Here is a 24,338-nt window from a genome sequence, read left to right on the forward strand (position 1 = left end):
ATTTATCCTTTGTTGTTTTTACTTAAAAAATCAAATAGCATATCACTAATTCCAAAAGTACCAGAAGAATTATCTGCAATAGCTTGAATGTACATACTTTTTACAATATCGCTACCAGCTTCTTCTCCTGCTATATTTGTATTTCTTAAAGATACATCCATAATTTGGTTTAGAAAGAATGATTCAAAATCATTACTTATTTCTCTTAATTTTTGTTCATCTTCGATATTATCTGTTTTTAATCCATCAAATTTTTTTGTATTTAAAATATCTTTGTTGATTAAATTATTGCTACTTATTTCCATTTTACAATCCTATTTGAGCTAGTTTTAACTCTTCATTTCCAATTCGTTTTATTTTTAAACCAAACTTTCCTTCAACAATAACAGCCTCACCCTCACCAATTTTTACACCATTTACTAAAACTTCTAAAGGTTCATTCACCATCTGTTCAAGCTCTATAATCTCTCCCACATCCCATCTTAAAATATCTTTTAATAAAACTACTTTTGTGCCTAATCTTACACTTAATTTTAGTTTTACACTTTGTAAAAGTTCTAAATTCTTAGGAACATAATGAACAGAACTAGATGCTTGTATCATAGGTGCTATTTGTTTTGGCTTTGGCTCTTCTTCTACTAAACTAGCCTTTGATGTTGCACCTGTTATTTGAGAAAAATATGGCGATATTTCATCTGTAAAAGATACTATAATAGGATAATTTGAGCCATCTAAATCAACACCAAATTCATAACTATTTTGCTTTGAAACATTGGCTATATCTGAAATATTTTTATCTTTTATTTCAAATTTCACACTTCCAATATCAGAAAATCCTTGTGCATTTGAAACTGTACAAAAACTTCCACAAACATTTGAAACAATCTCATTTAAAGCATCTAAAGTTTCATCATCTAAAGTATCTTTTAAATCGCCCATTCCACCAAGCATTAAAAATTCAAAATTTGTAGCACTTTTTGTTGGAATATAAAATTTGATAGAAGAAGATATATTTTTAAAATCAAACTTTGATTCACAAAATATTACTTGTTCCCCTTCAAACTTTGAGGCTTCAAAAGGGTTTACACTATCAACTTTTGCTTTTTTCCCTAAAAGTTGCTCTAATGTATTTGCTAACTCTTCTTTTAAAATATTAGATAAATCTGATGCCAAGTTTTTGCCTTATATATTATTATTTTTTTCTAGCTCTTCTAGTAAATAAGCTTTTAATCTCATCATATCTTCTGTTGGGAATTTTCTTTCAATATCCCCCCTTGTTACTTTTACAAAAAAATCTCTTGAGCTTTTATTGTAACCAAAAGTGATATTATCCAAAATAACTTCATTTTTATCAGCTATCTCTTCATTTAAACTTTTTTTATATTCGTCTTTATTGATTATTTTTGACTCTGTTTTAGTTTCTTGTAATTTCTGATTTTTTTCTAACACATTTTCTCTTGCATTATCTATATTTGCTATCTTACTAATTTGCATAATAATCCTCCAAAAATATCTATTGTAGATTATTATATCTAAAAATTATTAAATAAATTAGCTATTTTATAAAGATTCTAAATACTCATCAAAGCCAACAAGTCTAAAATCTATAAGAGAGTCTAAATAGGGTCTATTTAAAAACTGTTTAGCAGCAAATATCTTTAAATCTTGAATTAGTTGAATGGCTGTTAAAAAATCAGCATCATGGTCATTTAAAAGCGATTTTATAAGTGTTATTTGAATTGAAGCATCATTGTATCTCCCAGCTTCAAGAAGTGCTGCAACAATTAAATACATAGTATATTTATCTTCTAAATTATACTCATTTTGTAGGTATTCCAAAGTCTTAATTGTCTCATTTGGAAGATTATAGTGCAAATCTCTAATAGCCTTTGTTCTAAGATAAGATGGAGATTTTCCACCTATTATTTTCATATCAGCTTTATTAAATATTCCCAAAGATTTCAAAATATCTATATAATATTTTGTAACAACCAAAGGACCTTCCAAAAAATAGTTATTTAAAGTTAAAGGTATTGTATCTTGAAGCCTTGCATAATAATCAAAATCACTCTCTTTTGCTTTTCTTTGAACAAGTCTAATTAAAAGTGTAAATGGGTCTTTTATATACTCATTTAAAAGAGGATGAGCAACTAAATTTTTTTTCTCTTCCATTGCTTTTAAGAAATCCATTGCTTGAAAAAAGATTGTATTTTCAAAATTTTCTGGCTTATCAGTAAAAATAAATTGAGAATTTACAAACTGTTTATATACTTCTTTTCCAAAATAATTGTACATCCCTAGATTAGATTTCATTGAATTTTCAATATAATCTTTATCTCTTATTGTTGCATTTACTTTATTTGCAGAGACTAAATATAAAGCTAAATATAGCTTATTTCCTGGATGAAGTTTATATGCTTTTTCAAAATATTTATAAGCATTGTTATAGTCATTTATTTGGGCATATGATAGAGCTAAATTATAATAAATATAGGATTTTGTATCATCTTTCAACATCTCTTTTAGCTTTGCAACCCTTAAAATTGGATCACCTTTTACCAAAGCTAAAAACTTTGCATTATACTCAACCATTCCTTCTAAATTTAGAATATTATCCTTATCACTATAGATAAAACCTTTTATACTATCATAAATAATTTCTTGAGAATCAGAAAAAACAAATGGAGCAAAATAGAAAAGAAAATCAATTTTTCTATCACTATCAAAATTCAAAACAGAGTTTAGATACTCACTTGATGTAAATTTACTTTGGTTAAAATACATCTCCAAAGGTAACTCTTGATTTGATTTAAAAGTTAATTTTCTTTTATTTATCTCATCTAAAGTCTCTTTTAATTTATCTAGCTTATTTAATTTCAAATCTACAAAAGCATTAAACCACAAAATTTTATCTATTGTATTTGGGTTTTGAGTACTATTTTTTGCTTGATTTAAAAGCAAAGATGCTTTTTCATAATTTTTAAGTTTTATATTTAAAAGTGCTTTTTTTAAATCAACATTAAAATCTATTGTATTTAAAACTTCTAAAGCTGCTTCATAATCTTTTAAAATCACATAAGTATCAGCTAACATTCGCTTTGAATTACTAGATAAATTTTTATCCTTTCGTGCAACTCTTACAATTGTGTCTAAGTATTTATTATCTTTTGAAATTTGATACAAATAATAACAAGCAGATAAATATGAGTAACTTTGAGTTTTTGCAATATTTTCATTTTCATAAATCTTATTTAAATACAATATTGCTTTATCTATATGATTTAATTTATAATAAGCAATTCCCATATTAAGGTAAGATGGAACTTCAAGAATTTTAGCTGTTTTTAAAAAAAGCCTAATTGCCTCTTCATACTTTTTTTTATTCAAGTGAAGTACAGCTTTATTAAAATCAACTTGTAAAGCTAAATTTTCTTGAGATTTTTTTAATTTTTCAAACTGAAATAGTATCTCTGGTTGAGACTCTATTAAATCATTATTTGCATATAAAATATTTATAAATAAGAAAAAACCTAAAACTATTTTATATATAAATTTCATATAATCAAAACCTAAACCATTACATTTACTTGAGCATATAGCTCTTCATTTCGTCTTTCTAGCTCTTCTACTCTATTTTTTAGATTCATATTTTCAACTCTTACTTCTTGTAAATCATTTCTTGCAACTTCCAAATTTCCTTGATTTGTTTTTAAAGTATTAGCACTAATTTTTACTTGTTTTTCATATCTATCAATAATGCTTTCAAGTCTTGCCATATCTTCTTGTATAATATTTTTTTCTTCATTTACTTTTTTATATAAAGATTTATAAATACTTGCTGTTGAGAAAAAGTAGAGTAAGAATATACCTAAAACGGCTATTAATAAAAAATTCTCCAAAAATAATTTCCTAAATTAATTTTTTAATAGAAGAGCTAACTCTTCTATTAAATTTTTAACTATCTTTTCAAGTTAATAAGTGTATTTAACAACTCATCTGAAGTTGTTATTGATTTTGCATTTGCTTCAAATGCTCTTTGGAATATCATTAAATTTACCAAGCTTTCACTTAAATCTGCATTTGAAAGCTCTAGTGCTGATCCTCTTACTTCTGCCATCTTATTATTATTTATATTATAGATTGCATCACCTGATTCACTTGTTTTTGCAAAAAGGTTATTTCCTTGTGGCTCTAGCCCTCTGTTATTATTAAATCTTGCAATTGCAACTTGTCCTATAGCATATTCTGCACCATCTTGTTTCATAGTAATTAATCCTGTACTATCAACAGAGAACTCACCAAATGGAGAATCAGAGATATTTAAAGTATCTAGTCTTAATTGAATACTATCTTTTGATGCTGTTTGATCTACTTTTGTTTTTATCTCTAAAAACTCAGCCCCTGCCCCTTCTCTTCCTGAATAATCTTTATTTACTTCTATTGGAGTTGGAGTTGCTGGAGTTGTAGTAATCATATTTCCACTAAACTCTACATCATAGTTACTATCTTTTGTTTGAATTACTAAGTTTCCATTTACATTTCTAGCTTCTATATGTTTTGATATTTCAGGGTCTAAATTTATTTGTGTAACTGCATCATCAATACTTGTAATACCAGTAAGAGTTACAGGAACAACTTGTGGTGGATTAGCATTATCATTTGGAATTGGTATATTTAAACCTTTTTCTTTATCATAAATATTAATAGAGTAGTTAAATGCTGTATTTGTACCAATCCCTAAATCAATAGGAGTATAAACATCTTGCTGTTTACCAGTAATTAATTTTGATAATGCATCTTTTGATGTATTTAATGCTGCTATTCCTGAACCTTTTGAAGCCAAAGATGTTGATTGATAATTCCCTTGTACTATTTGATTTCCACTTTGTTCACTTACTTCTGTTATTTTAAACTCTGTCCCTGGTATCAAAGATTTTATATTTATTATACCTTTCATCATATCTTTTAGGTATGTTGAGCTTTTATAAGACTCATTTATATTAAATGCTCCTGTCTCCCCTCCATCTATTGCCATTGTTGCTTCTACTGGCAAAGAATTTGAGATTAAATCTGCTAATGCTTTATATGTCTCTATTTTCCCTGCTGCTTTATCATATGCAGCTATTTCAGCAGCACTCAATGTTCCTGTTGGGTCTACTAATCCTTCTGCTGTTCTTTCAGCAGCAGTTAATCCAGCATAAAGCTCTTCCATAAATCCTTGAGTAGCTTTTGTTACAATAAAGTTTTGAGATATTGTTTGTCCATCTATTACTACTTTTACTCTATCTCCATCTTTACCGATTACTGAATCTGTACCACTTTTAAAATCTATTTGTGATATTTGAGCTATTGAGTTTGCAGAACTTGCATCTGGCTCTTCTTTTAATTTTTGAAGCCAAGAGTTATAATCTTTTATTGCTGCTTCTATATCTGATACTTTTGAAGATTTACTTTTTGCTCCATCTCCGCTAAACACTGTTGTTGAATCTGTTTTTGCTGTTGTATTATAATCTGTAGATTTTGCTGTTATTGTCTCTACATAAGTTCCATGTCTAATGATTTTTGAACCCAACATTTTATTATATTCATTTGTGAAAACACTTGTATTTGGGTTTGTGCTTGTTACATCTTTTGTGGCATCTATTGGACTCATTATCCAACCTTGTATTTCATTCCCACCAGCATCTTGAAGAGTTCCATTATCACCCATTCTTAGGTTTCCAGCTCTTGTATAAAAACTTTCAGCAGTTCCCAGTGTATTTTTATTTATTACTGTAAAAAATCCATCACCTTCAAGCATCATATCATACTCTACACCTGTGATTTTTGTATTCCCTTGAACAAATAGTTTTTCAGCATCTTGTACTATTGATCCTTTTCCTATTTTATTCTGATACATCTGATCTGCAAATGAGATTCTTGACGATTTATAACCAACTGTATTTACGTTTGCTATATTATTTGATTCATTATCCAAAGCTTTTTGTTGTGAAGACAATCCTGAAATTCCTGTCCATAATGCTCCGATCATGTTGTGTCCTTTATTTTAAGGTTAATGAACTTAAAGTTCATATATTTATACTAATTTTAGTACAAATATATAAACTCTATTTAATCATATTCATAGCTGTTTGTAAAAAATCATCAGATGTTGTAATAGATTTTGAATTTGCCTCATAAGCTTTTTGATATGCCATAAGTAAAGTTAGTGTATCTGTATAATTAACATTTGCATTTTCCAAATATTTTGAAACCACATTATTTGAACCATCTGCATTTGTAGGAAGCCCTGATTCTCTTGTAGCTGAATATAAATTTCCACCTTCAGCTCTTAAACCACCTTCATTTATAAAGCCTACTGTTCCTATTCTACTTACTAAGAAATCATTTCCTTCAATACTTACAAACATAAAACCATCATCATTTATACTAATAGTACCTTTTGCATCTTCTACCAAGCTTAAAGAACTTAATAAAGTATCTATTGTACTTGTAGGCATAGAATTTCCACCATATGATAATACATTAGTAATCTCCATAAACTTTGCATCTGCATTTTCTAAGGTTTTTTTAAGTGCATCTCTTGAAGATTCAACCATTCCTAAACCTGTTCCTTGTTTTGCTACTTCTACTGTAGTAGTATTAACTTCACTTTTACTTATATTGTCATTTATCATAGCATCATAAATTTTAAACTCTTTACCAGGAATTAAACTTTCAATAGTAAAAACACCCGTTGCTGTATCTACACTTGACGAAAAACCTTGCATATTGGAAATTCTATCTGATAAATTATTTAAAGTTGTAGCTATATCTTTATCAAAATTCTCTCTAATTACATAATTATCTATACTAATACTTATAAAGTCATTTTCATCTTGTAAATCATTTACTACTCTTGAATAATCTACATTTGAGATTTGACTTGTTGAATTACTAGAAACTGCATTTGGATTTGTTTGAAAAAGTTTTAATTTTTGATTATAATCACTTAAAGTTGCTTCTACATCATTTACTTTAGAACTAGAAGTTTTATAATTATTTCCGCTATTTAAAATATCATCACTTTTAGCACTATCAACATAGTTAGTTGTTCTTGCATTGATATTGTAAACTGTACTATTTGAGCTTATACTTATAGAATTTATATTTTTTAAATACTCATTTGTAAACATTTGTTCAGAAGAATCTGAACTTATTACCCTCTTTTCTTGTGGATTAATTCCTAAAACATTCAAGCCATCATGATTTTTTAGTAAACCATCTTCTGCTTGAATAAAATTTCCAGCTCTTGTATAAAATTTTTGTCCTGTACTATCTTGAACTACAAAAAATCCTTTTCCATACATAGCTACATCAGTAGATGACTTTGTAGGTTGTAAATTTCCTTGTTCAAACTGTTTTGAAATATTGCTTGTTGATACACCTTTACCATATCTTTGTGTATATAAAACATCTTCGAAAGTTATAGTATCTTTTTTAAAGCCTAATGTATTAGCATTACTTACATTATTTGCTTCAACATTAATACCTTTTTCATAAGATATAATTCCAGACATTCCATTCCACAAAGCACCTATCATCTTTTATCCTTTATAGTGTAAAGATTTTAGTAATTGATGAGAAAGATATTTTTTCAACACTGTCTGAATAAACAGGGATTGAACTTCCAGTTAATGCAAAACTATGATTTGCTACTTCATTTCCATCTGCATCTAATATAACAGGTTTCCCATCTTTCAATAATGGAGAACCAGGATTTGATAAAGCAATTGTTTGTCCAGTTTTTTGCCCTTTATCATCGTAAATATAACCAGCTACATCATAATTTACCATTTTTGTTTTACTTGCATCGTCTGGATCAGCCATTGTTACAATATCTTCAAGATACAACATTCTTTGAACTGTTGCTAAGATATTTCCTTCTTCATTTTCTATTGATTTTACAATAAATGCTTTATTAACTCCATCTTCTCCAACAGAGCCATTTTCAACATGTTTTCCAATTATTCCTGTTGCAGTTGAAAGTGATGATTGGTTAAAAGCTTGTTGGATTGATTCAAGAGTTTTTACCATCGTAAGATTAGAATTTAATGTACTCATTTGCATTTGTGTTTGAAGCATTTTTGCTGAGTCCATAGGTTTTGTTGGGTCTTGAAGCTTCAACTCTTCAATCATAAGCTTTAAAAAATCATTTGTCGTTAATGAATCATTACTAACACTATTTGTATATGTGCTACCGTCAATTCCTGTACCTGTATTAACTCCACTTATTGTTGCCATTTTATTCTCCTTAAATTATATGCTCTTCAAAGAAATATCGAACCACATTATCTGAATCCATAGCATCTTGAACTCTAACTGCTAATTTATCATCCATAACAATTATATCACCAGTTCCAATAATTCTTGAATTTACATAAATCTCACCACCAGAACCACCTGGTTTATGCAATGAAACTATGTCACCTTCAACTAGCCTTATAAATTCTCCAATACTTATATTTGTACTTCCTAGCATAACATCTACAACTATTTCAGTATCTACAAGTAAATCATAATCTCTTTCGCTAATTTCCATCTAAACTCTTTATAAGCAATTTTTACATTATATCATAAATTTTATTATTAAGTAAATTCTATATTACCAAATCTAAAGTCTCAAGCATTGAAGCAACTTTTGATTCTACACTACCATCAAAATTTCCCAAATCACTAGCTATTACAACACCACCAGCTATTACATTTGGGTCTTTTAATAACTCTATAAAAGGTTGTAAATTTAACTCATTTTTTAATATTTCATAATCTTTTGGATTTAAATGAACTTGAACTTTTGAAGCTGTTTTTATCTTTTCAAGTAAAAAACCTATAGTTTGTTTTGCTATTTTTGCTGAATTTTCACCAACTTCTATAGATATAATTTTTTGAGCTAAAGCTACTGAGGTTTTTAAAAGTTTTGTTTCCATTTGAAATGTTGCTTGTTCAAAAAAAGCAGCATATTGTTTTAAATCTTTTATTGCTTGAACAACTTGTGCATCTATATCTCTACCTTTTATTCCATCATTTTCAATATTTATAACTTTTTGTGAAATTTGGCTTATTTGTTGTTGTAAATTTCTAATTTCTATTAAAACAGGATCAACTCGTCCATTTATATCTCTATCATTTAATACAGCACTTGAATTTTCAACAACATTTGTATCTGTGCTATTATTTATAAAATTTCCCAATTCAAATTTTTGAATATTTTCATCACCACTTAAAACTTTTGCATTTGAATATACATTATCAGCCATTAATTACTCTCTCTTTCAATAACACCCTCTTCAATCATCTTTTGAGCAATATCTAGCATTTTTCTTTGAGCTGCTTCAATATCTTTTATTTTTACTTTCGTAAGCATTTCACTCTCTTCAACAAATCTCTCTTTAACCCTTTGACTCATAGCACTTGTAACTTTTTCAATTTGTTCTTCAGTTGTATTTTTCATAGCAATTGCAACTTCTGTTGATTCAACACCTTGTAAAATTTTCATAATATATTCTGAATCTAAGTTTAATAAATCCTCAAATACAAACATATTATCCTTTATTTTACTTGCTAAAACTGTATCAATACCATTTATATTTTTAAGTATATCTTGTGCTTTTGGTCCCATTTTATTTAGCATATCAGCAACAACTCTAACACCACCAACATCAACAATAGAAGATAATAATGACTCCAATTTTTTCTCTAAAACAGATGAAATTGTTCTTACAACATCGGGAGAAACATCTTTTATTGTTGCAACTTGAATTGTTACTTTTACTCTTACTTCTTCATCAAGTTGCATTAAAACATCTGAAGCCTTAGAAGGATCCATATGTGCTAAAATTACGGCAATTGTATGAGGAGATTCATCTTTTATAAAGTCACTTAACTGTTTTGGATTTATTCCATCAAGATAAGCAAAAGCTTGAGAGGCTAACTTCATTCTTGAAAGTTTTGCTAAAACCTCATCGGCTTCTTCTTTACCCAAAGATTTATATAAAATATCTTTTGCAAAATCATATCCGCCAGAACTGATAAAACTCTTACTTCTAGTATATAAATGAAACTCTTCTAAAACGGCTAATGATACATCTTTATTTATTGATGCTATTTGAGTAATTCCAGTTGATATAGCCTCAACTAGCTCTTTTGGTAAATGTTGAAAGATTTTTACAGTAGAATCTTCTCCAATTAGGACAAAGAATCTCGAAACTTTTTCCAACATTGACATACCTTTTAGAACATCATCATCTATCATTTTTGATACCTATGACCTTTTTTTAAAATTATTATTTCCTTCAGTTAATAGCAATTCTATCATTCTTGCAATCTCCGCTGGATTATTATTTATCTCTTTATCAAGTTCTTCAATAAATACCTCATATTTTGCAGCTGATTCCTCATCAAGACCATCAATATTGTTTAAAATCTGACTTTTTACTTTTGACTTTAATCTTCCTTGAGCACTACTTACTTCAAATTCATGTTCCAAGTTTGATAACATATCATCAACCAAACCTTCATCATTACTAGCAGCTCTTTTTTGATTAGCTTTTCCTTTTGAATTTGAAGTTCCATCACCTAAAACAACTATTTCATTTGAAGCTATAAATTTTTTATAGAATACAAATAATAAAATAGCTGCTATTAAATATTGAATATAATCTCCAAACTCTTGTATAAAGGCTTTTATTTGTGTTGCTGTATCAAATGAACTAGACTCTTTTAATACAACATTTCCATTTTCATCAATAATTTGTTCAACTTCTTCAAGAGGTTTAACTCCAATAAATTTAAAGTCTTTAACGGTAACTTGATCTCCTCTTGCCTTATCATAACCTATTGTATTTTGAACAATAGATTCTAAAGAAGCAATAAACTCATCTTTATTTGGAACATCTTTTAGTACACTAGAATCAAAGGTAACAGCTGCTGTTATTCTTTTTATGTTTGTATAGTTATAATCTTTTTGTGAAACTAATTTTCTTGAAATTTCATAATTTGTTACAGTGTTTGTACCTTCACTATTTGAAGAGATATTTCCACTTCCACTGCTAGAGCTTGGTTCTTGAATATTATTATCAACTCCAGCAACACCTCCACTATTATTTGGCATTCCTTGGGATTGGTTTGTATTTTCTATTACTTGCTGAGATCTTATTGTTCCTTCTGGATTATAAATCTCCTCTTCAATATCTTTTTTAATAAAATCTAAATTTAAAGTAACTTTTGCAATAACTCTTCCAACACCAACAAAAGGCTCAAGAAGTGCAACTATTTTTTTTGAGTAATCTTCTTCTAAACTATCTTTATATTTTGTTTGAGTAACAGATTTTTGGTTACTCTCATCTTCACTAGAAAGCTCCAATAAACTTCCATCTTGGTCAATTAATTGAATATTCTCTTGTTTTAAATCTGGAACAGCTGAAGCTATAAAGTTCTTAATTCCATCTATTTGCTTTTGAGTTAGAAATATTCCAGGCTTAACAGATAAAATTGCCGAAGCTGTTGTTTGACCTTTTTTTTCTGTAAAAATAGTATCTTTTGGAATAGCAATTTTAACACTTGCTTTTAAAACACCATTTAAAGCTTCCAAAGCTCGGCTTAATTCACCTTCTAAAGCTCTTAAATATTTTACTTTATTCTCAAAATTTGTAGTTCCTAAAGATGATTTTTCAAATATTTCCCAACCAACATGCTTACTTGTTGCTGCTTCACTTGTTACTAGTTTAATTTTTGCAACATTTACAAACTCTTTTGAAGTTTTTAGGGTTAAATTATTTCCACTTCCAATAACTGAAAATTGAATTCCTGAAGCTTCAAGCTCTTCACTTGCTAACATAACTTGAGATTTTGTAAGATTTGAAGCTATTGTATAGTTTAATTTTTTATCTTCAGCTTTTATATTTGAATATATCAAAAAACCAACTAAAACGACAAATAATATAGAGAAGCCTCCAATTATTACTGCTCTTTGAGCTGTATTTAGATTATTTACGAACTTTAAAAGTTGATCCATTATTGCCCTATATTAAATTAAATTTTTGAAGATGAATCAATCATATTTCTAAATAATCTTGAATCTCTTCTTATTGAAGATTGAATTGCATCAACAATAACTTTATTCTTAGATTGCTCACTTATTTGGGCATCTAAATTTACATTATTCCCATCATTTTGTTCTTGTAATCCTTTTACTTCTACTAATCTTGGGTTTGATAAATGTGAAGTTGAATCAATATTTTTCATATGTTTTGAGTTTGTCTGCTTCATTTGTAAAGAGTTTTTTAAAGAAGAATTTAATTCATCTTCAAAAACTAACTCTTTTGTTTTGTAGTTTGGAGTATTTATATTTGCTATATTACTTGAAATTACTTTTTGTCTTTCTGCTCTAAAGTTTAAGTGTTCAAAAAGAGCATTTGATACATTACTTGCGTGCATTATCTAGTATTTCCTCCAATTTTTTCAATCAATCCAGCATTTATCTCATCTATACTTTTAATAGCTCTTTGAGATTGATCAAATCTTCTATGAGCATCTATTAACTCAACCATAGCTGCTACAGAATTTACATTTGAGCTTTCAACAGCACCTTGAACAATCATATTATCATTATTATCAATAACTTCCAAATCAGCTTGATTTTTTGGAAGATAGGTATTATTTCCTATTTTTTCTAAATTTGTATATGGTGTTCTTGTTACTCCTATTTGTGAAGCAAAGCCATCTTCAACAACAACTGGTTCATTATCTTGATTTAATATACTATTTCCATTTCCATCAACTAAAAAACCATCAAGATTTTTAAATGATCCATCTCTTGTATAAACTATATCACCATTTTCGTTTTGGATTTTGAAAAAAGTATCTGGATTGCTTAGAGCAAAATCCAAATTATTTCCAGTCATAACAATTGGTCCCATTTCTCCATTTATATATTTAGAATCTATTTTTGGAATATTATTTGTTACAACATTTATCTTAGTAGGAGTTTCATTTGCCTCTTGAACTCTTTTTAAATAGTAATTAAAAGTAGTTTCAGTAGTTCCTTCTTGTTTAAAACCAAAAGTATTTGCATTTGCTAAATTATTACTTATTTGATCAAGTCTATTGATTTGATTAATCATTGAAGCCACTAACGGATAAACACCTTGATTCATAATATTCTCCTACTTATTTTTTAGAAAATTCTTCTATTAATTTATCTAAATCATCTCCAGCTAAATCATCATTATCATCACCATGAATATGTTTTGCAACTGCTATCTCTTTTGAATTCTCATCATCTTCAAAAAGATTATTTAAATACAGTGATAACTTTCTAATAACAAACATTACTCTCTCGATTTTTTGTCTGTTTATATCATTGAATTGCATCAATTCCATTGCTTGAAAAATAGAGTTATCTTCTTCATTTAAAATATTTGTTAAATTTTTAATAGACGAATTCATCTTATTTATATTTTCTAAATGTTCAGAAAAAACTTTTATATTTGGGAACTTCTGACTTAGACTATTTAATAGAGCCTTTTGAGATTCCAAAGATTTTTCACAATCTTTAAAACTATCTCTAATAATTCCATTATTATCCAAGGCTAGACTTAAAACATCAAATATTTTTGAAACTTTCTCTTCTGAATCATTTGCCACTTGAGTTAATTGACTAACAACCTTTGTATCACTTTGTGCAGGAGTTGGTATTATCCCCTCATTTATTTTAGATGATGTCCAATTTTTCACAATATCATCCTCATTGATTTGATTTTCTTGTTCTACTAAACTATCTAAGTTCAAATCTGCATCAAAATTATCAAGCTCTTCAATCTCTTCTTCTTTCTCTTCAAAACTAGGAGTTGATTCAATATCTTTTAAAAGATTTTCTATCTCATCTGCTTTAGATAAGATTTTAGTATCTTCAATACCTTCTATCTCTTTTGTCTGAGAAATAAGCTCTTCAATCTCTTTTGTATCAACTTTTACAGGCTCTTCAATTTCAACTTCAGGTTCTGGCTTATCATCATCAACAATGTCTAAACCATTCATTAAAGCTTCAATCTCTTCTTGACTCATACTCATAATAAAACCTTAATTATTTTTTTAAAACCCCATCTAATTTCTCTTTTAGAACTTCAGCACTAAATGGCTTAACAATATAGTTATTAACTCCTGCTTTTAAAGCTGTAATAACTTCACTTTTTCCACCTTCAGTTGTAATCATAATAATTGGAGTTTTTTGGTGTGTCCCTTCTCCTCTTACTTTTTTTACAAGTTCTAAACCATTCATATTTGGCATATTCCAATCTGTTAAAATAACATCATAATGAGCTTCACTAAGAAGTTTCCAAGCTTTTACACCATCTTCTGCTTCGTCGAAATTATCTTTTCCAAATCCTAATTGCATAACTACATTTCCGATAATTCTTCTCATTGTAGAGCTATCATCAACTATTAGAATCTTCATTCGTTTTTCCTCTGTTTATTTTAAATATAAATTTCAATAAGTATGCATTATATAGAATTTGTTTTAAATTTTTACTTAATATTATTTAAAATAATTTATCGCTTTATCAACTTTTAAACATTGCTAAAATATAATTAAATAATTATGTAACAAAAAGGATTGTAAATGATTAGAGGATTATACACAGCTGCCACAGGGATGAACTCTATGCAACATCAAATCGATGTTACATCAAACAATATTGCGAATGTTAATACAACTGGATTTAAGCAAGATAGAGCTGAATTTCAAGATTTAATATACGAAACTTTAAACTATACAGCTGGTCAAACAACACAAACAACACTAAATCCTACTGGAATTGATGTTGGACTTGGAGTAAGAATTTCAAATATTCAAAAGAACTTTACAACTGGAGATATGAAATTAACTTCTGGAACACTTGACATTGCTATTCAAGGAAAAGGTTTTTTTCAAATTACTCTTCCTAGTGGAGAGACAGCTTATACAAAGAATGGAAGTTTTAAATTAGATCCAGATGGTACTATAGTAAATGGGAATGGATATGCTTTAGCTCCAGAAATTGTTGTTCCTGATAATGTAAGAGATTTAACAATTGGAAAAGATGGGCTTGTAACTGCAACAGATGCTCAAACTGGAGATACAGTTGAATTAGGTCAAATTACATTGGCTGATTTTATAAATCCTCCTGGATTAATTCCTCTTGGTGAGTCTTTATTTATGCAAAGTGATGCTTCTGGAGATGTTTTAGAAGGAAACCCAACTGAAGAGCAATTTGGGAGTTTACAACAAGGAATGCTTGAAGGTTCAAATGTTAAACTTGTAAATGAGATGGTTGATTTAATTACAGCTCAAAGGGCTTATGAAGCAAACTCTAAAGCAATTACAACAGCTGATAATATGCTTGATATTGTTAATAGGTTAAAAAATTAATTTAGTTTTATAAGATGAATTTAGAAGAGTTAAAAAGAAGAAGAGAAGAGAATTTCCTAGCTCATAAAAAAAAGAAAAAAGCCTACTACCAAAAGAGTAAAGTAAAAAAACAGGTTTTTGATTATGAAGCTGAGTTTAATAGTGATAATTTTTTTGATAAAATCAAAGAAATTGCACATAAACAAAAAAAGTATGTTGATACAAGAAAAGAGTCAATAACAAAAAAAATTGCACTGTATAAAGAAGAGAAAAAAGAGTATTACGAACAAAATCGAGAGAAAAGATTACAGTACGATAAGGAATATAGAGAAAAAAATAAAGAAGAACTAAAAGCCTATAGAAAAGAGTATTATAAAAAGATGAAAGAAAATAAGAAAAAAAGCGAGTAAAAATGTCTCAAGAAAACATAGAAGTAAAAGAATCAGAACAATCAATACCTGTCTTAGATGAAAAGAAAAAATTTAAAAAACCTCAATTAAAAACTATTCTTATTTCAATTATCGCTTTTTTAGTTGTAATTTTAGTTATTGGTATTTTAATAATTATTTTTTCTCCAAAAGAAGAACCTGTTGTAGAAAATATTGAACCAGTAGTTCAAGAAGAGATAATAGAAGAAAAAGAACCTGAAGTAAAATTTGACCTTAGTAGTATTAATTCTCAAAAATTAAATGAACAATTAGCAGCTCTTACAAATAAGAATATTCAAAAAGAGCAAGAGCCTGTAATTGAAGATGAAGAGAGCAGAAGAGTTTTAGAAGAGCAAAAAAGAATAGAAGAAGAATCATTAAGAATTGAAGAAGATTTAGTTCTTAGACAAAAAGAGTCATTAGAAGAGAAAAAAGCTGAATTAGAAAGTGAAATGCAAAAACTTGAAGCTTTAAAACAAGAAGCAATTATGGCAAAAGAAGAGCTTCAAAGAGCAAAAATAACAAATACATTTAATGAAGTTAAAGATAATCAAGTAGAAGAAGATAACACAAAAGAAGAAGTTAATAATGTTCAAGAAAAAGAACCTATTGTAGATAATGAAGATTTCCTAAAGCTTATAAATGTAGCAAAAATAAAAGGTGTTTTATATAAAAAATATCTTGATAAAGCAACAAATCTTGACCCAAATATTCTTCTTTGTAGAGATGATTCAAATAGAATTGAGTTATATTATGGTCCTTTTACAAGTAATGAATTAAGAGAAAATTTATTGAATAGATTATTAAAAAATGGTTTTTCTCAAGCTTATGAATTAGAAATGACTAAAGAGGAATTTAATAAAAGATGTAACTATTAGAAAATTAAGAATTTTCTAATATATCAAAAGCATTTTTTACAAATATTTTTTTATTCTCTATCTCTATTTTTTGGATAAAACTATCAAAAATATGTGGTACTAAAAAAGTTTTTGGTAAACCTTTTTCTATAAGTTCTTTAGAAGTTTGTACTTCTAAATAATCATTTAATGGGTATCTGTGAATATCTTTTACACAACCTAAAAGTAGCTCATCTTCATAAATTTCACAAGAGATTAAATCAAACCAAAAATGTTCATTTTCTTTTAGTTTACAAAACTCTTTTGTAGCTTCTTCGGTAGTAAATAGTTCACTATTTGTAAGTTTTTTTGCTAAATCTATATCCAAATACTCTTCAAATCTAACCAAATCTTTATTTGCATTATATTCAAGAACTTTTAGAGTCAAACCTCTATTTGTAGTAAAAATAGCACCTTTTTTAAACTGCTCTGGAAAATCAGAGTCAATAAAAAGTCTTAAATGACCTTGAAGACCTACTGCTTTTCCAAGCTTTGCAACATAAACTTTATTCATCTATTTTGTAACTACTTGTATTTTATAAGATATTCCATCTTTTGCTTTACAACCATTTGCTATTGTTTTAAGAGCATTAATCATATTTCCATTCTTTCCAATAAGTTTTCCTATATCAACACTATTTACACTTATTGTAACTTCAACAAAATTTTCATCTATTTGCTCTTTTGTAACAACAATATCTTCAGGAACTGCAACAATTAGTTTTGCATAGTTTTCTATAAAATTTATTATCATATTTTTTCTAAAATATTATTTTGAAGCTAATTTTTTAACTTTTTCAGATGGTTTAGCACCAACACTTAACCAATAGTTATATCTCTCTTCATCAATTTTTAAAACTTGTGGTTCAACAACTGGGTTAAAATAACCAATTGATTCAATCCATCCTGAATCTCTTCTTTTTCTTGAGTCTGTTACAACTATTCTGTAAAATGGTTTTTTGTTTCTTCCCATTCTTGTTAATCTGATAACTGTCATATTTTCTTTCCTTTTTTAAATTTATAGTATTGAGCTTTAAACTCCAATAAGTTTATAGCTCAATACTATTTGATATTTTTTATCTTGGAATTTTTGGCATTCCATTTGGTCCCATTTGAGACAACATATTTTGTAAACCTTTCATTCCACCTTTGCTCGATAGCTGTTTTGCCATTTTTGAAGCATTTTTGAACTGTTTTAAAATCTTATTTACTTGAACTTCACTAAGCCCAGATCCTAGTGCAATTCTCTTTTTTCTACTAGGATTTAGTAAATCTGGATTTTCTCTCTCTTTTAGAGTCATAGAACTAATTAAAGCTTTTATTCTAATAATCTCTTTTGAATTTTCAAAATCCATATCTTTAAGTGCTGGTGCCATAGCTGACATTCCAGGTATCATTCCAATAATTGATTTTAAACTTCCAAGTTTACTCATCATAGAAAGTTGTTCTAAAAAGTCATTAAAGTTAAATTCACCTTTTTTAATTTTTTTGCTAACTTCTTTTGCTTTTTTCTCATCAATAATACTTGCAGTTTTTTCAGCAAGTCCTGCAATATCTCCAAGTCCAAGAAGTCTTGAAACAATTCTATCTGGAATAAAAACTTCCAAATCTGGCATTTTTTCACCAAGCCCTATAAATCTTAAAGGAACTTCAACTTGATTTGCAATACTTAAAGCAACTCCACCTTTTGTATCTCCATCATATTTTGATAAAATAACACCATCTATTCCAATTTTTTCTTTAAATGTTGTTGCTGTTTTAGTTGCATCATGCCCTGTTAGTGCATCTGCAACATAGAAAATTTCATTTGGATTTATTGCATTTTTAATATCTTTTAATTGAAGCATTAACTCTTCATCAATAGCAAGTCGTCCTGCAGTATCAACTAAAACTACATCATAAAGTTCTTTTTTTGCTTTAAGAACAGCACTTTTTGCGATTTTAATTGGGTCTTTTTCATTGTCATCAAAATATATATCAACATCAATTTGTGCTGATATTTGTTTTAATTGCTCAACGGCTGCAAGTCTTTGTAAGTCACAAGCAACAACTAAAACTTTTTTCTTTCTTTGCTTTAAATAGTTTGCTAGTTTCCCTGTTGTTGTTGTTTTACCACTTCCTTGAAGCCCTGTCATTAAAATAACAGTTGGAGGCGTATTAGAAAATATGAAACCTTGATTTCCATTTGCAGTTAAAACTTTTTCTAGCTCTTGTCTTAAAACTTTTATGAAGTTATCTTGTCCAATTCCTATTTTTTTTGTTTCTGTTTCAATAGCAGTTAATAACTCTTTTGTAGTTTTATGATGAACATCAGCTTTTAAAAATGCTTTTTTTAGCTCAGATATAGCACGAGAAAGTGAAGCTACATCATCTTGATGTCTAATTTTTCCTATTATTCCTCTAAGTGAGCCTGTTATTGAATCAAACAAAATATTTCTCCATATTTTTAATTTTGGGATTTTATATAAATTTTACTTTAAAGAAGATTAAATTATATTCTTATCTTTAAGTATTTTTTTAGTTTTCTATTTTTTAAAAGCCCATATTTTAGGCTTTTATATTTTTATTAGCTTAATTTTAGCTAAAATCATACACTTTAAACTCTTTTGGTTCATTTGAAATAAACTCATAATCAAAAATTTTAGTAACTTTTGAATGAAGCAAAACTCTATTTACATTTGAAGCTGTTCTTCCATAAATAGCATCTCCAATTATTGGTAATCCAACAGAGTTTAAATGAACTCTAATTTGATGAGTTCTTCCACTTTCAATTACTAGTTTTATTTTTGATTTATTTCCTTCTACTAGAAGTGGATAAACTGTAGTTTTTGCACTTTTTCCATTTTTATCAACTTTAGATTTTGCGACACCTTTATCTTTTATAGTAATAATTGGCTTATCAATAACTATCTCTTCAATTACTTTTCCCTCAACAATAGCCACATACTCTTTATAAACTCTATTTTGTGAAAACTCTTTTATAGCTTTTTTTTGAAACTCTTCATTTTTTGCAAACATCATAACACCACTTGTCTCTTTATCAAGTCTATTTAAAAGTATTGCATTTGGGAATTTAATTGCTACTTCATCAGCTGTTATAAATGCTGGTTTATCAACAACTAAAATATTATCATCTTCAAAAATAACTTTTGTTTTTGCTAGTTCTTTTACATTAAATTTTGTACCAACTTTAATTTCACCTCTTGCTATCATAACCTTTTTATCGCCAACTTTTACTAAACCTCTATCTATTAAATCTTTTGCTTTTGCATTTGAGATTTTCTCTTGCATAGCAAGAAGTTTATAAGCTTTATCAAACTCTACAGCCATTTTTTTATCTCCTTAATTATTGGTTCAAATGAACCCTCTTTTGTTAATTCTGGTTTTAAAAGAGTATCTGCCTTTTCTAAATACTCTTGTAATTCATCGTTTTCTATTAAATAGTAATTTCTTATACACTCAAAAAGTGATTTTTGATTAAAAATATTTTTTCCACTAATTATTACATTTCCAAAAAATGCTGGTTCTATTGGATTATGTCCACCAATATTTGCAAATGCTCCACCTAAAATTGCAATATCAGAAATTCCATAAATATCATTTAGAATTCCCATTTTATCAACTAGAACTATATCGCTTGAAAAATCCTCTTGCTTTGTAAATCTATGAAAGCTATAGCTATTTTCTTGTGCAAATTTTTGAACTAGTTCAAAAACTTTTTCAAACCTCTCTGGGTGTCGTGGAACGATTATTAGTTTTCCAAACTCTTTTTTATATGAATTTAAAATTAATTCCTCTTCATTTTCGTGTGTACTAGCTGCTACAATTACTCTTGTTTTCAACTTTTCAAACTTCTCTTTTTTTTGTGGAAGTTGTGCTAGTTTTATATTTCCAATAACTTCGACATTTGTAGCACCAAGTTCTTGCAATCTAATTTTATCAACTTCACTTTGTGCAAACACTTTATCAATATTTGCAAATATTTTTTTATAAAAAAAACTAAATCTAAGATAAGATTTATATGATTTATCAGAAATTCTTGCATTTATTAAAAAAGTTTTTGCACCTTTATTTTTTGCCATTAAAAAAAGCATATACCAAAGCTCTGCTTCCATAACTACCAAAACTTTCTGTTTTGTTACCCAAAATGGTAGAAAAATCTCGAAAGGTAAAAATCGTACATTTTTTGAGAAACTTTTTGCTTCATCAAAACCTGTATTTGTAATCACAGATATATTTGCACTATCTTCAAACTCTTTGATAAGTGGTTTTATAGCCCTTACCTCACCCATAGAGCAAGAGTGAAACCAAACACCAGAAAAATTGAATTTTGGATTGTTTTTTAGAAAAAATTTTGCAGGAACTGCATCTTTGTATTTTTTTGTTCTAGCTTTATAAAATAAGTAAGGTGTTAAAAGTATATAAACTATACTTAAAACAAAGTTATAAAAAAGAGCAAAGAGGCTCAAATTAAGCCTCTTGTGTAGCTAGTTCTTCTTCACCTTTATAAAGAATTCTTCCACAGTGAAGACAATTTACAATCTCTTCACCTTTTATAACTTCAGCATAAGTTTTATCATTTATCTTCATAAAACATCCATAACATGCTTGTTTTTTTACAGGAACAACCGCTGTATCTTTTGCCCATCTTTTGATTTTTTCATAGAAAGTTAAAATTTTATTATCAAATTGACCTAAAAGTTCACTTCTTTTTGCATAAACTTCATTTCTTTCATCATTTATTTGTGCTATTGAATCTTCTACAACAACTTTAATCTCTTTTATATCTTCTTCTTCAGTTTTTAATTTTTCTTGAAGCTCTTTTAATTTATCTTCTTTTGCAACAGTTAATTTATCAAGTCTTTCAATCTCTTCATTTGCAAAGCTTACTTGCTCTTTTGCAATCTCTTCTTCAAGTTGTAAAGCTTTTAACTCTTTTTCATTTGTTACATCTTTATTCTTTTTAGCAATTGAATCTAATTTTGTTTTTAACTCACTTAAGTGAATATTATTTTTTGTTCTTTTTGATTTTAAATCATCAATTTCTAAATAAGTTGAGTTTATTGAAACTTTAATAGCCTCTGCTGTTTCAACAAAAGTTGCTAATTTTGCTTTTTGATTCTCAATTTTTGGCTCAAATTGACTAATACTTGTATCATATTTTGATAACTTAATTAAATCCTCTAAATACTTATTCAATGTTTTCTCCTTCTATAAAAAACTCAAATGGATTTTGTGAAGCTGTTATTATAGCTTTTAATTTATTTTTTTTCAAATACTCTTTTAATAAACCTTCTAAAAGTATATTAAAATAGTTTTCACTCTCATAATGTCTTATATCAATTAAAGACAAACCTCGTGCTTTTGCCTCCATAGCATCGTGATATTTTATATCTCCTGTTATGAAACAATCGGCTTTTACCTCATCTATTAAACTCATAGCACTACCTGTACAAATTGCTAGAGTTTTAATACTATTTTTTGTTTTTACAAACTTTATATTTTTTAAATTTAACTTTTTATTTAAATGCTTTAAAAGATTTTCAAAACTCATATCTACTTTTGCATTTGCAATAAACTCATTTTGATTATCTATTGTGAATCCTAAAATATCTTCAACAACAAATCTATTTAGATGAGTTTTATCTATATTTGTATGCATTGAAATCAAACTTATATCTTTTTTTATAAGCTCTTTTAGGATTTTTGTAGAATATGTATCATAATTTACTCTTTTCAGACCACTAAAAATAAGTGGATGATGAGTAATTACAAGTGAATTTGGCTTTAAAGTTTTTACTAACTCTAAATCCAAATCCATACTTAAATATAAATTCTCAAAACTATCATCCATATTTCCAACAAGAAGTCCTGAATTATCCCATTTTTCTTGAAGTTCAAAAGGTGAAAGTTCATTTAAGTAGTTATAAATATCTTTTATTTTCAAACTATCCTCTAACTCTTTTTAATCTATTTTCTTCCTGACTCTTGTACATAACAGCACAAGCTTGTGCTAACTCTCTAACTCTTAAAATATAGTTTTGTCTTTGAGTTACACTAATTGCTTTTCTTGCATCAAGAGTGTTAAAAGTGTGACTTGCCAACATACAATAATCATATGCAGGAAGTGGAAGTTCGGCTTCTAAACAAGCTTTGCATTCATCGAAATATTCATCAAAATGTTTAAAAAGCATAGCTGTATTTGCTACTTCAAAATTATATTTTGAAAACTCATATTCAGCTTCTTTATGTACATCAGCATAAGTTGTTTTTCCAAACTTATTTTCATTCCAAACAATATCAAATACACTATCAACACTTTGTAAATACATAGCAAGTCGCTCTGTTCCATAAGTTATTTCAACTGCAACAGGATCACAAGAAATTCCTCCAACTTGTTGAAAATATGTAAACTGTGTAACTTCCATTCCATCAAGCCAAACTTCCCAACCAAGTCCCCAAGCTCCTAAAGTTGGAGATTCCCAGTTGTCTTCTACAAATCTAATATCATGACGACTCAAATCAAGTCCTAAATACTCTAAAGATTTTAAGTATAAATCTTGAATATTATCAGGGCTTGGTTTTATTAATACTTGAAATTGATAGTAGCTTCCTAACCTATTTGGATTTTCTCCATATCTTCCATCCGTTGGTCTTCTACTTGGTGCTACATAAGCTGTACTCCAAGGAGTGCTGTCAAGACTTCTTAAAAGTGTTGCAGGATGAAAAGTTCCTGCACCTGCAGGTATATCATAAGGTTGCACAATATTGCAACCCTCATTTGCCCAGAATTCTTGAAGTTTTAATAACATTTGTGAAAAAGTAAGCATTTTATTTTATTCCTAACTCTTTATTTAATTTCTCTTTGTCAAAACCACAAATCCAAGAATTTCCAACTAAAAAAACTGGAGCACCTGAACATCTTTTTTGACAATCTCTTAAAGCATTTTTGTCTTTTGTTAAATCTATTTGATTAAATTTTAGTTTTTTACTTTTTAAGTAGATAATTGCCTCTTTGCACCATTTACAATTTGGCAAAGTAAATAGTGCAATTGGCTTCATTATAGAATTACTTCAATATCTTTAGAATCACTCTCAACAGCTTTAGCTTTAACCATTCTATCTTCTTTTAGTTTTACAGCTAAATCTTTATCGCTTATTGCTAAAATTTGCATTGCTAAATAAGCTGCATTTATAGCTCCTGCTTTTCCTAATGCAACAGTAGCAACAGGCATACCCGCTGGCATTTGAACAGTTGAAAGCATAGCATCCATACCGTCCATTGCACCACCTTTCATTGGAACTCCAATAATCGGTTTTGTTGTAGTTGCTGCTAATGCACCTGCAAGGTGTGCAGCCATACCAGCAGCAGCAATAAATGCAACAGCACCTTTTTCTTCAGCTTCTTTTACATACTCTTTTGTTCTTTCAGGACTTCTATGTGCTGAAGAGATAATTAACTCATATTTTACATTAAACTGCTCAAAAGTATCAGCACAGTTTTTCATAATTTCATAATCAGATTTACTACCCATAATAATAGAAACAAATTTCATTTTTTACCTTTTTTATTTTAAATAATTC

The 24,338-nt window shown here is 28.1% G+C and carries 30 protein-coding genes; 3 read left to right on the forward strand and 27 right to left on the reverse strand.

The features are described from left to right. Nucleotides 1–2 precede the first annotated feature (2 nt). The 16 genes from IQC44_RS04475 to IQC44_RS04550 all read right to left on the reverse strand — a co-directional run bounded on the left by IQC44_RS04475 (nt 3) and on the right by IQC44_RS04550 (nt 14,497). On the reverse strand, nt 3–305 hold the full coding sequence (locus IQC44_RS04475; protein ID WP_198305157.1) for a hypothetical protein: 303 nt from the start codon (nt 303–305) through the stop codon (nt 3–5). A gap of 1 nt (nt 306) precedes the next feature. Further along, nucleotides 307–1,173 (reverse strand): FliM/FliN family flagellar motor switch protein, encoded by an 867-nt coding sequence (locus IQC44_RS04480; RefSeq protein WP_198305158.1) that lies wholly within the window; start codon nt 1,171–1,173, stop codon nt 307–309. 9 nt (nt 1,174–1,182) lie between these two features. Next, complete coding sequence (locus IQC44_RS04485; RefSeq protein WP_198305159.1) at nt 1,183–1,494, reverse strand: flagellin; 312 nt, start codon at nt 1,492–1,494, stop codon at nt 1,183–1,185. A gap of 66 nt (nt 1,495–1,560) precedes the next feature. Beyond that, nucleotides 1,561–3,558, reverse strand: coding sequence for a tetratricopeptide repeat protein (locus IQC44_RS04490; RefSeq protein WP_198305160.1), 1,998 nt, complete (start codon nt 3,556–3,558; stop codon nt 1,561–1,563). Nucleotides 3,559–3,569: 11 nt separating this feature from the next. Beyond that, nucleotides 3,570–3,899: a hypothetical protein gene (locus IQC44_RS04495; RefSeq protein WP_198305161.1), complete on the reverse strand. Its 330-nt coding sequence runs from the start codon at nt 3,897–3,899 to the stop codon at nt 3,570–3,572. Nucleotides 3,900–3,958: 59 nt separating this feature from the next. Next, nucleotides 3,959–6,031, reverse strand: a complete 2,073-nt coding sequence (locus tag IQC44_RS04500; RefSeq protein WP_198305162.1) for a flagellar hook-basal body complex protein — start codon at nt 6,029–6,031, stop codon at nt 3,959–3,961. 76 nt (nt 6,032–6,107) lie between these two features. Beyond that, nucleotides 6,108–7,583, reverse strand: a complete 1,476-nt coding sequence (locus IQC44_RS04505) for a flagellar hook-basal body complex protein (RefSeq protein ID WP_198305163.1) — start codon at nt 7,581–7,583, stop codon at nt 6,108–6,110. A gap of 10 nt (nt 7,584–7,593) precedes the next feature. Then, on the reverse strand, nt 7,594–8,283 hold the full coding sequence (locus IQC44_RS04510) for a flagellar hook assembly protein FlgD (protein WP_198305164.1): 690 nt from the start codon (nt 8,281–8,283) through the stop codon (nt 7,594–7,596). A gap of 10 nt (nt 8,284–8,293) precedes the next feature. After that, nucleotides 8,294–8,581 carry a FliM/FliN family flagellar motor switch protein gene (locus IQC44_RS04515; protein ID WP_198305165.1) on the reverse strand — a complete coding sequence of 96 codons (288 nt, stop codon included), beginning with the start codon at nt 8,579–8,581 and terminating at the stop codon, nt 8,294–8,296. A gap of 58 nt (nt 8,582–8,639) precedes the next feature. Then, nucleotides 8,640–9,299 (reverse strand): FliH/SctL family protein, encoded by a 660-nt coding sequence (locus IQC44_RS04520; protein ID WP_198305166.1) that lies wholly within the window; start codon nt 9,297–9,299, stop codon nt 8,640–8,642. Beyond that, nucleotides 9,299–10,294, reverse strand: coding sequence for a flagellar motor switch protein FliG (gene fliG / locus IQC44_RS04525; RefSeq protein ID WP_198305167.1), 996 nt, complete (start codon nt 10,292–10,294; stop codon nt 9,299–9,301). The genes IQC44_RS04520 and fliG overlap by 1 nt, the downstream gene beginning before the upstream one ends. Nucleotides 10,295–10,303: 9 nt before the next feature. Then, a complete protein-coding gene (gene fliF / locus IQC44_RS04530; protein WP_198305168.1) occupies nt 10,304–12,055 on the reverse strand; it encodes a flagellar basal-body MS-ring/collar protein FliF in 1,752 nt (583 codons plus the stop codon). A 17-nt stretch (nt 12,056–12,072) separates the two neighbouring features. Beyond that, complete coding sequence (gene flgB, locus IQC44_RS04535; protein ID WP_198305169.1) at nt 12,073–12,477, reverse strand: flagellar basal body rod protein FlgB; 405 nt, start codon at nt 12,475–12,477, stop codon at nt 12,073–12,075. Then, the gene (locus IQC44_RS04540) at nt 12,477–13,196 is read right to left on the reverse strand and encodes a flagellar hook-basal body protein (protein WP_198305170.1); all 720 of its coding nucleotides are present in this window, start codon (nt 13,194–13,196) and stop codon (nt 12,477–12,479) included. Before IQC44_RS04540 ends, flgB begins: the two co-directional genes overlap by 1 nt. A 13-nt stretch (nt 13,197–13,209) precedes the next feature. Continuing rightward, nucleotides 13,210–14,112 (reverse strand): hypothetical protein, encoded by a 903-nt coding sequence (locus tag IQC44_RS04545; protein WP_198305171.1) that lies wholly within the window; start codon nt 14,110–14,112, stop codon nt 13,210–13,212. 13 nt (nt 14,113–14,125) lie between these two features. Continuing rightward, nucleotides 14,126–14,497 carry a response regulator gene (locus IQC44_RS04550; protein WP_198305172.1) on the reverse strand — a complete coding sequence of 124 codons (372 nt, stop codon included), beginning with the start codon at nt 14,495–14,497 and terminating at the stop codon, nt 14,126–14,128. Between the two features lie 165 nt (nt 14,498–14,662). On the opposite strand from IQC44_RS04550, the gene flgG reads away from it, so the two are divergent. The 3 genes from flgG to IQC44_RS04565 are packed head-to-tail and all read left to right on the forward strand — an operon-like array spanning nt 14,663 to nt 16,736. After that, a complete protein-coding gene (flgG, locus tag IQC44_RS04555; RefSeq protein WP_198305173.1) occupies nt 14,663–15,451 on the forward strand; it encodes a flagellar basal-body rod protein FlgG in 789 nt (262 codons plus the stop codon). A 14-nt stretch (nt 15,452–15,465) separates the two neighbouring features. Continuing rightward, nucleotides 15,466–15,840, forward strand: coding sequence for a hypothetical protein (locus tag IQC44_RS04560; RefSeq protein WP_198305174.1), 375 nt, complete (start codon nt 15,466–15,468; stop codon nt 15,838–15,840). Between the two features lie 2 nt (nt 15,841–15,842). Further along, a complete protein-coding gene (locus IQC44_RS04565) occupies nt 15,843–16,736 on the forward strand; it encodes a hypothetical protein (protein ID WP_198305175.1) in 894 nt (297 codons plus the stop codon). A gap of 4 nt (nt 16,737–16,740) precedes the next feature. Here the strand turns inward: IQC44_RS04565 and rimM are convergent, their stop codons facing one another. The 11 genes from rimM to purE all read right to left on the reverse strand — a co-directional run bounded on the left by rimM (nt 16,741) and on the right by purE (nt 24,310). Continuing rightward, entirely contained in the window at nt 16,741–17,268 is a 528-nt protein-coding gene (rimM, locus tag IQC44_RS04570; protein WP_198305176.1) for a ribosome maturation factor RimM, read from the reverse strand. Beyond that, nucleotides 17,269–17,508 carry a KH domain-containing protein gene (locus tag IQC44_RS04575; protein WP_198305177.1) on the reverse strand — a complete coding sequence of 80 codons (240 nt, stop codon included), beginning with the start codon at nt 17,506–17,508 and terminating at the stop codon, nt 17,269–17,271. A 15-nt stretch (nt 17,509–17,523) separates the two neighbouring features. Next, complete coding sequence (gene rpsP / locus IQC44_RS04580; protein WP_198305178.1) at nt 17,524–17,751, reverse strand: 30S ribosomal protein S16; 228 nt, start codon at nt 17,749–17,751, stop codon at nt 17,524–17,526. Nucleotides 17,752–17,830: 79 nt separating this feature from the next. Then, on the reverse strand, nt 17,831–19,183 hold the full coding sequence (gene ffh / locus IQC44_RS04585; RefSeq protein WP_198305179.1) for a signal recognition particle protein: 1,353 nt from the start codon (nt 19,181–19,183) through the stop codon (nt 17,831–17,833). Between the two features lie 148 nt (nt 19,184–19,331). Continuing rightward, the gene (locus IQC44_RS04590) at nt 19,332–20,084 is read right to left on the reverse strand and encodes a pseudouridine synthase family protein (protein WP_198305180.1); all 753 of its coding nucleotides are present in this window, start codon (nt 20,082–20,084) and stop codon (nt 19,332–19,334) included. Beyond that, the gene (gene waaA, locus IQC44_RS04595; RefSeq protein WP_198305181.1) at nt 20,075–21,223 is read right to left on the reverse strand and encodes a lipid IV(A) 3-deoxy-D-manno-octulosonic acid transferase; all 1,149 of its coding nucleotides are present in this window, start codon (nt 21,221–21,223) and stop codon (nt 20,075–20,077) included. The genes IQC44_RS04590 and waaA overlap by 10 nt, the downstream gene beginning before the upstream one ends. 1 nt (nt 21,224) lies before the next feature. Continuing rightward, nucleotides 21,225–21,953 (reverse strand): zinc ribbon domain-containing protein, encoded by a 729-nt coding sequence (locus tag IQC44_RS04600; protein WP_198305182.1) that lies wholly within the window; start codon nt 21,951–21,953, stop codon nt 21,225–21,227. After that, a complete protein-coding gene (locus IQC44_RS04605) occupies nt 21,946–22,701 on the reverse strand; it encodes a Nif3-like dinuclear metal center hexameric protein (protein WP_198305183.1) in 756 nt (251 codons plus the stop codon). The genes IQC44_RS04600 and IQC44_RS04605 overlap by 8 nt, the downstream gene beginning before the upstream one ends. Before the next feature lies 1 nt (nt 22,702). Then, nucleotides 22,703–23,584 carry a glycine--tRNA ligase subunit alpha gene (glyQ, locus tag IQC44_RS04610; RefSeq protein WP_198305184.1) on the reverse strand — a complete coding sequence of 294 codons (882 nt, stop codon included), beginning with the start codon at nt 23,582–23,584 and terminating at the stop codon, nt 22,703–22,705. Between the two features lies 1 nt (nt 23,585). Beyond that, entirely contained in the window at nt 23,586–23,816 is a 231-nt protein-coding gene (locus IQC44_RS04615) for a glutaredoxin domain-containing protein (RefSeq protein WP_198305185.1), read from the reverse strand. Continuing rightward, nucleotides 23,816–24,310: a 5-(carboxyamino)imidazole ribonucleotide mutase gene (purE, locus tag IQC44_RS04620; RefSeq protein WP_198305186.1), complete on the reverse strand. Its 495-nt coding sequence runs from the start codon at nt 24,308–24,310 to the stop codon at nt 23,816–23,818. The genes IQC44_RS04615 and purE overlap by 1 nt, the downstream gene beginning before the upstream one ends. Between the last annotated feature and the right edge of the window lie 28 nt (nt 24,311–24,338).

It is taken from the genome of Arcobacter vandammei (assembly GCF_016106035.1).
Lineage (GTDB): Bacteria > Campylobacterota > Campylobacteria > Campylobacterales > Arcobacteraceae > Aliarcobacter > Aliarcobacter vandammei.

What these genes read in the sequence shown, in the direction of transcription:
- IQC44_RS04475 (WP_198305157.1), bottom strand. Translation starts at nt 305, where the DNA reads ATGGAAATAAGTAGCAATAATTTAATCAACAAAGATATTTTAAATACA.
- IQC44_RS04485 (WP_198305159.1), bottom strand. Translation starts at nt 1,494, where the DNA reads ATGCAAATTAGTAAGATAGCAAATATAGATAATGCAAGAGAAAATGTG.
- IQC44_RS04490 (WP_198305160.1), bottom strand. Translation starts at nt 3,558, where the DNA reads ATGAAATTTATATATAAAATAGTTTTAGGTTTTTTCTTATTTATAAAT.
- IQC44_RS04500 (WP_198305162.1), bottom strand. Translation starts at nt 6,031, where the DNA reads ATGATCGGAGCATTATGGACAGGAATTTCAGGATTGTCTTCACAACAA.
- IQC44_RS04505 (WP_198305163.1), bottom strand. Translation starts at nt 7,583, where the DNA reads ATGATAGGTGCTTTGTGGAATGGAATGTCTGGAATTATATCTTATGAA.
- IQC44_RS04510 (WP_198305164.1), bottom strand. Translation starts at nt 8,283, where the DNA reads ATGGCAACAATAAGTGGAGTTAATACAGGTACAGGAATTGACGGTAGC.
- IQC44_RS04515 (WP_198305165.1), bottom strand. Translation starts at nt 8,581, where the DNA reads ATGGAAATTAGCGAAAGAGATTATGATTTACTTGTAGATACTGAAATA.
- IQC44_RS04520 (WP_198305166.1), bottom strand. Translation starts at nt 9,299, where the DNA reads ATGGCTGATAATGTATATTCAAATGCAAAAGTTTTAAGTGGTGATGAA.
- fliG (WP_198305167.1), bottom strand. Translation starts at nt 10,294, where the DNA reads ATGATAGATGATGATGTTCTAAAAGGTATGTCAATGTTGGAAAAAGTT.
- fliF (WP_198305168.1), bottom strand. Translation starts at nt 12,055, where the DNA reads ATGGATCAACTTTTAAAGTTCGTAAATAATCTAAATACAGCTCAAAGA.
- flgB (WP_198305169.1), bottom strand. Translation starts at nt 12,477, where the DNA reads ATGCACGCAAGTAATGTATCAAATGCTCTTTTTGAACACTTAAACTTT.
- IQC44_RS04540 (WP_198305170.1), bottom strand. Translation starts at nt 13,196, where the DNA reads ATGAATCAAGGTGTTTATCCGTTAGTGGCTTCAATGATTAATCAAATC.
- IQC44_RS04545 (WP_198305171.1), bottom strand. Translation starts at nt 14,112, where the DNA reads ATGAGTATGAGTCAAGAAGAGATTGAAGCTTTAATGAATGGTTTAGAC.
- IQC44_RS04550 (WP_198305172.1), bottom strand. Translation starts at nt 14,497, where the DNA reads ATGAAGATTCTAATAGTTGATGATAGCTCTACAATGAGAAGAATTATC.
- flgG (WP_198305173.1), top strand. Translation starts at nt 14,663, where the DNA reads ATGATTAGAGGATTATACACAGCTGCCACAGGGATGAACTCTATGCAA.
- IQC44_RS04560 (WP_198305174.1), top strand. Translation starts at nt 15,466, where the DNA reads ATGAATTTAGAAGAGTTAAAAAGAAGAAGAGAAGAGAATTTCCTAGCT.
- IQC44_RS04565 (WP_198305175.1), top strand. Translation starts at nt 15,843, where the DNA reads ATGTCTCAAGAAAACATAGAAGTAAAAGAATCAGAACAATCAATACCT.
- rimM (WP_198305176.1), bottom strand. Translation starts at nt 17,268, where the DNA reads ATGAATAAAGTTTATGTTGCAAAGCTTGGAAAAGCAGTAGGTCTTCAA.
- IQC44_RS04575 (WP_198305177.1), bottom strand. Translation starts at nt 17,508, where the DNA reads ATGATAATAAATTTTATAGAAAACTATGCAAAACTAATTGTTGCAGTT.
- rpsP (WP_198305178.1), bottom strand. Translation starts at nt 17,751, where the DNA reads ATGACAGTTATCAGATTAACAAGAATGGGAAGAAACAAAAAACCATTT.
- IQC44_RS04590 (WP_198305180.1), bottom strand. Translation starts at nt 20,084, where the DNA reads ATGGCTGTAGAGTTTGATAAAGCTTATAAACTTCTTGCTATGCAAGAG.
- glyQ (WP_198305184.1), bottom strand. Translation starts at nt 23,584, where the DNA reads ATGCTTACTTTTTCACAAATGTTATTAAAACTTCAAGAATTCTGGGCA.
- IQC44_RS04615 (WP_198305185.1), bottom strand. Translation starts at nt 23,816, where the DNA reads ATGAAGCCAATTGCACTATTTACTTTGCCAAATTGTAAATGGTGCAAA.
- purE (WP_198305186.1), bottom strand. Translation starts at nt 24,310, where the DNA reads ATGAAATTTGTTTCTATTATTATGGGTAGTAAATCTGATTATGAAATT.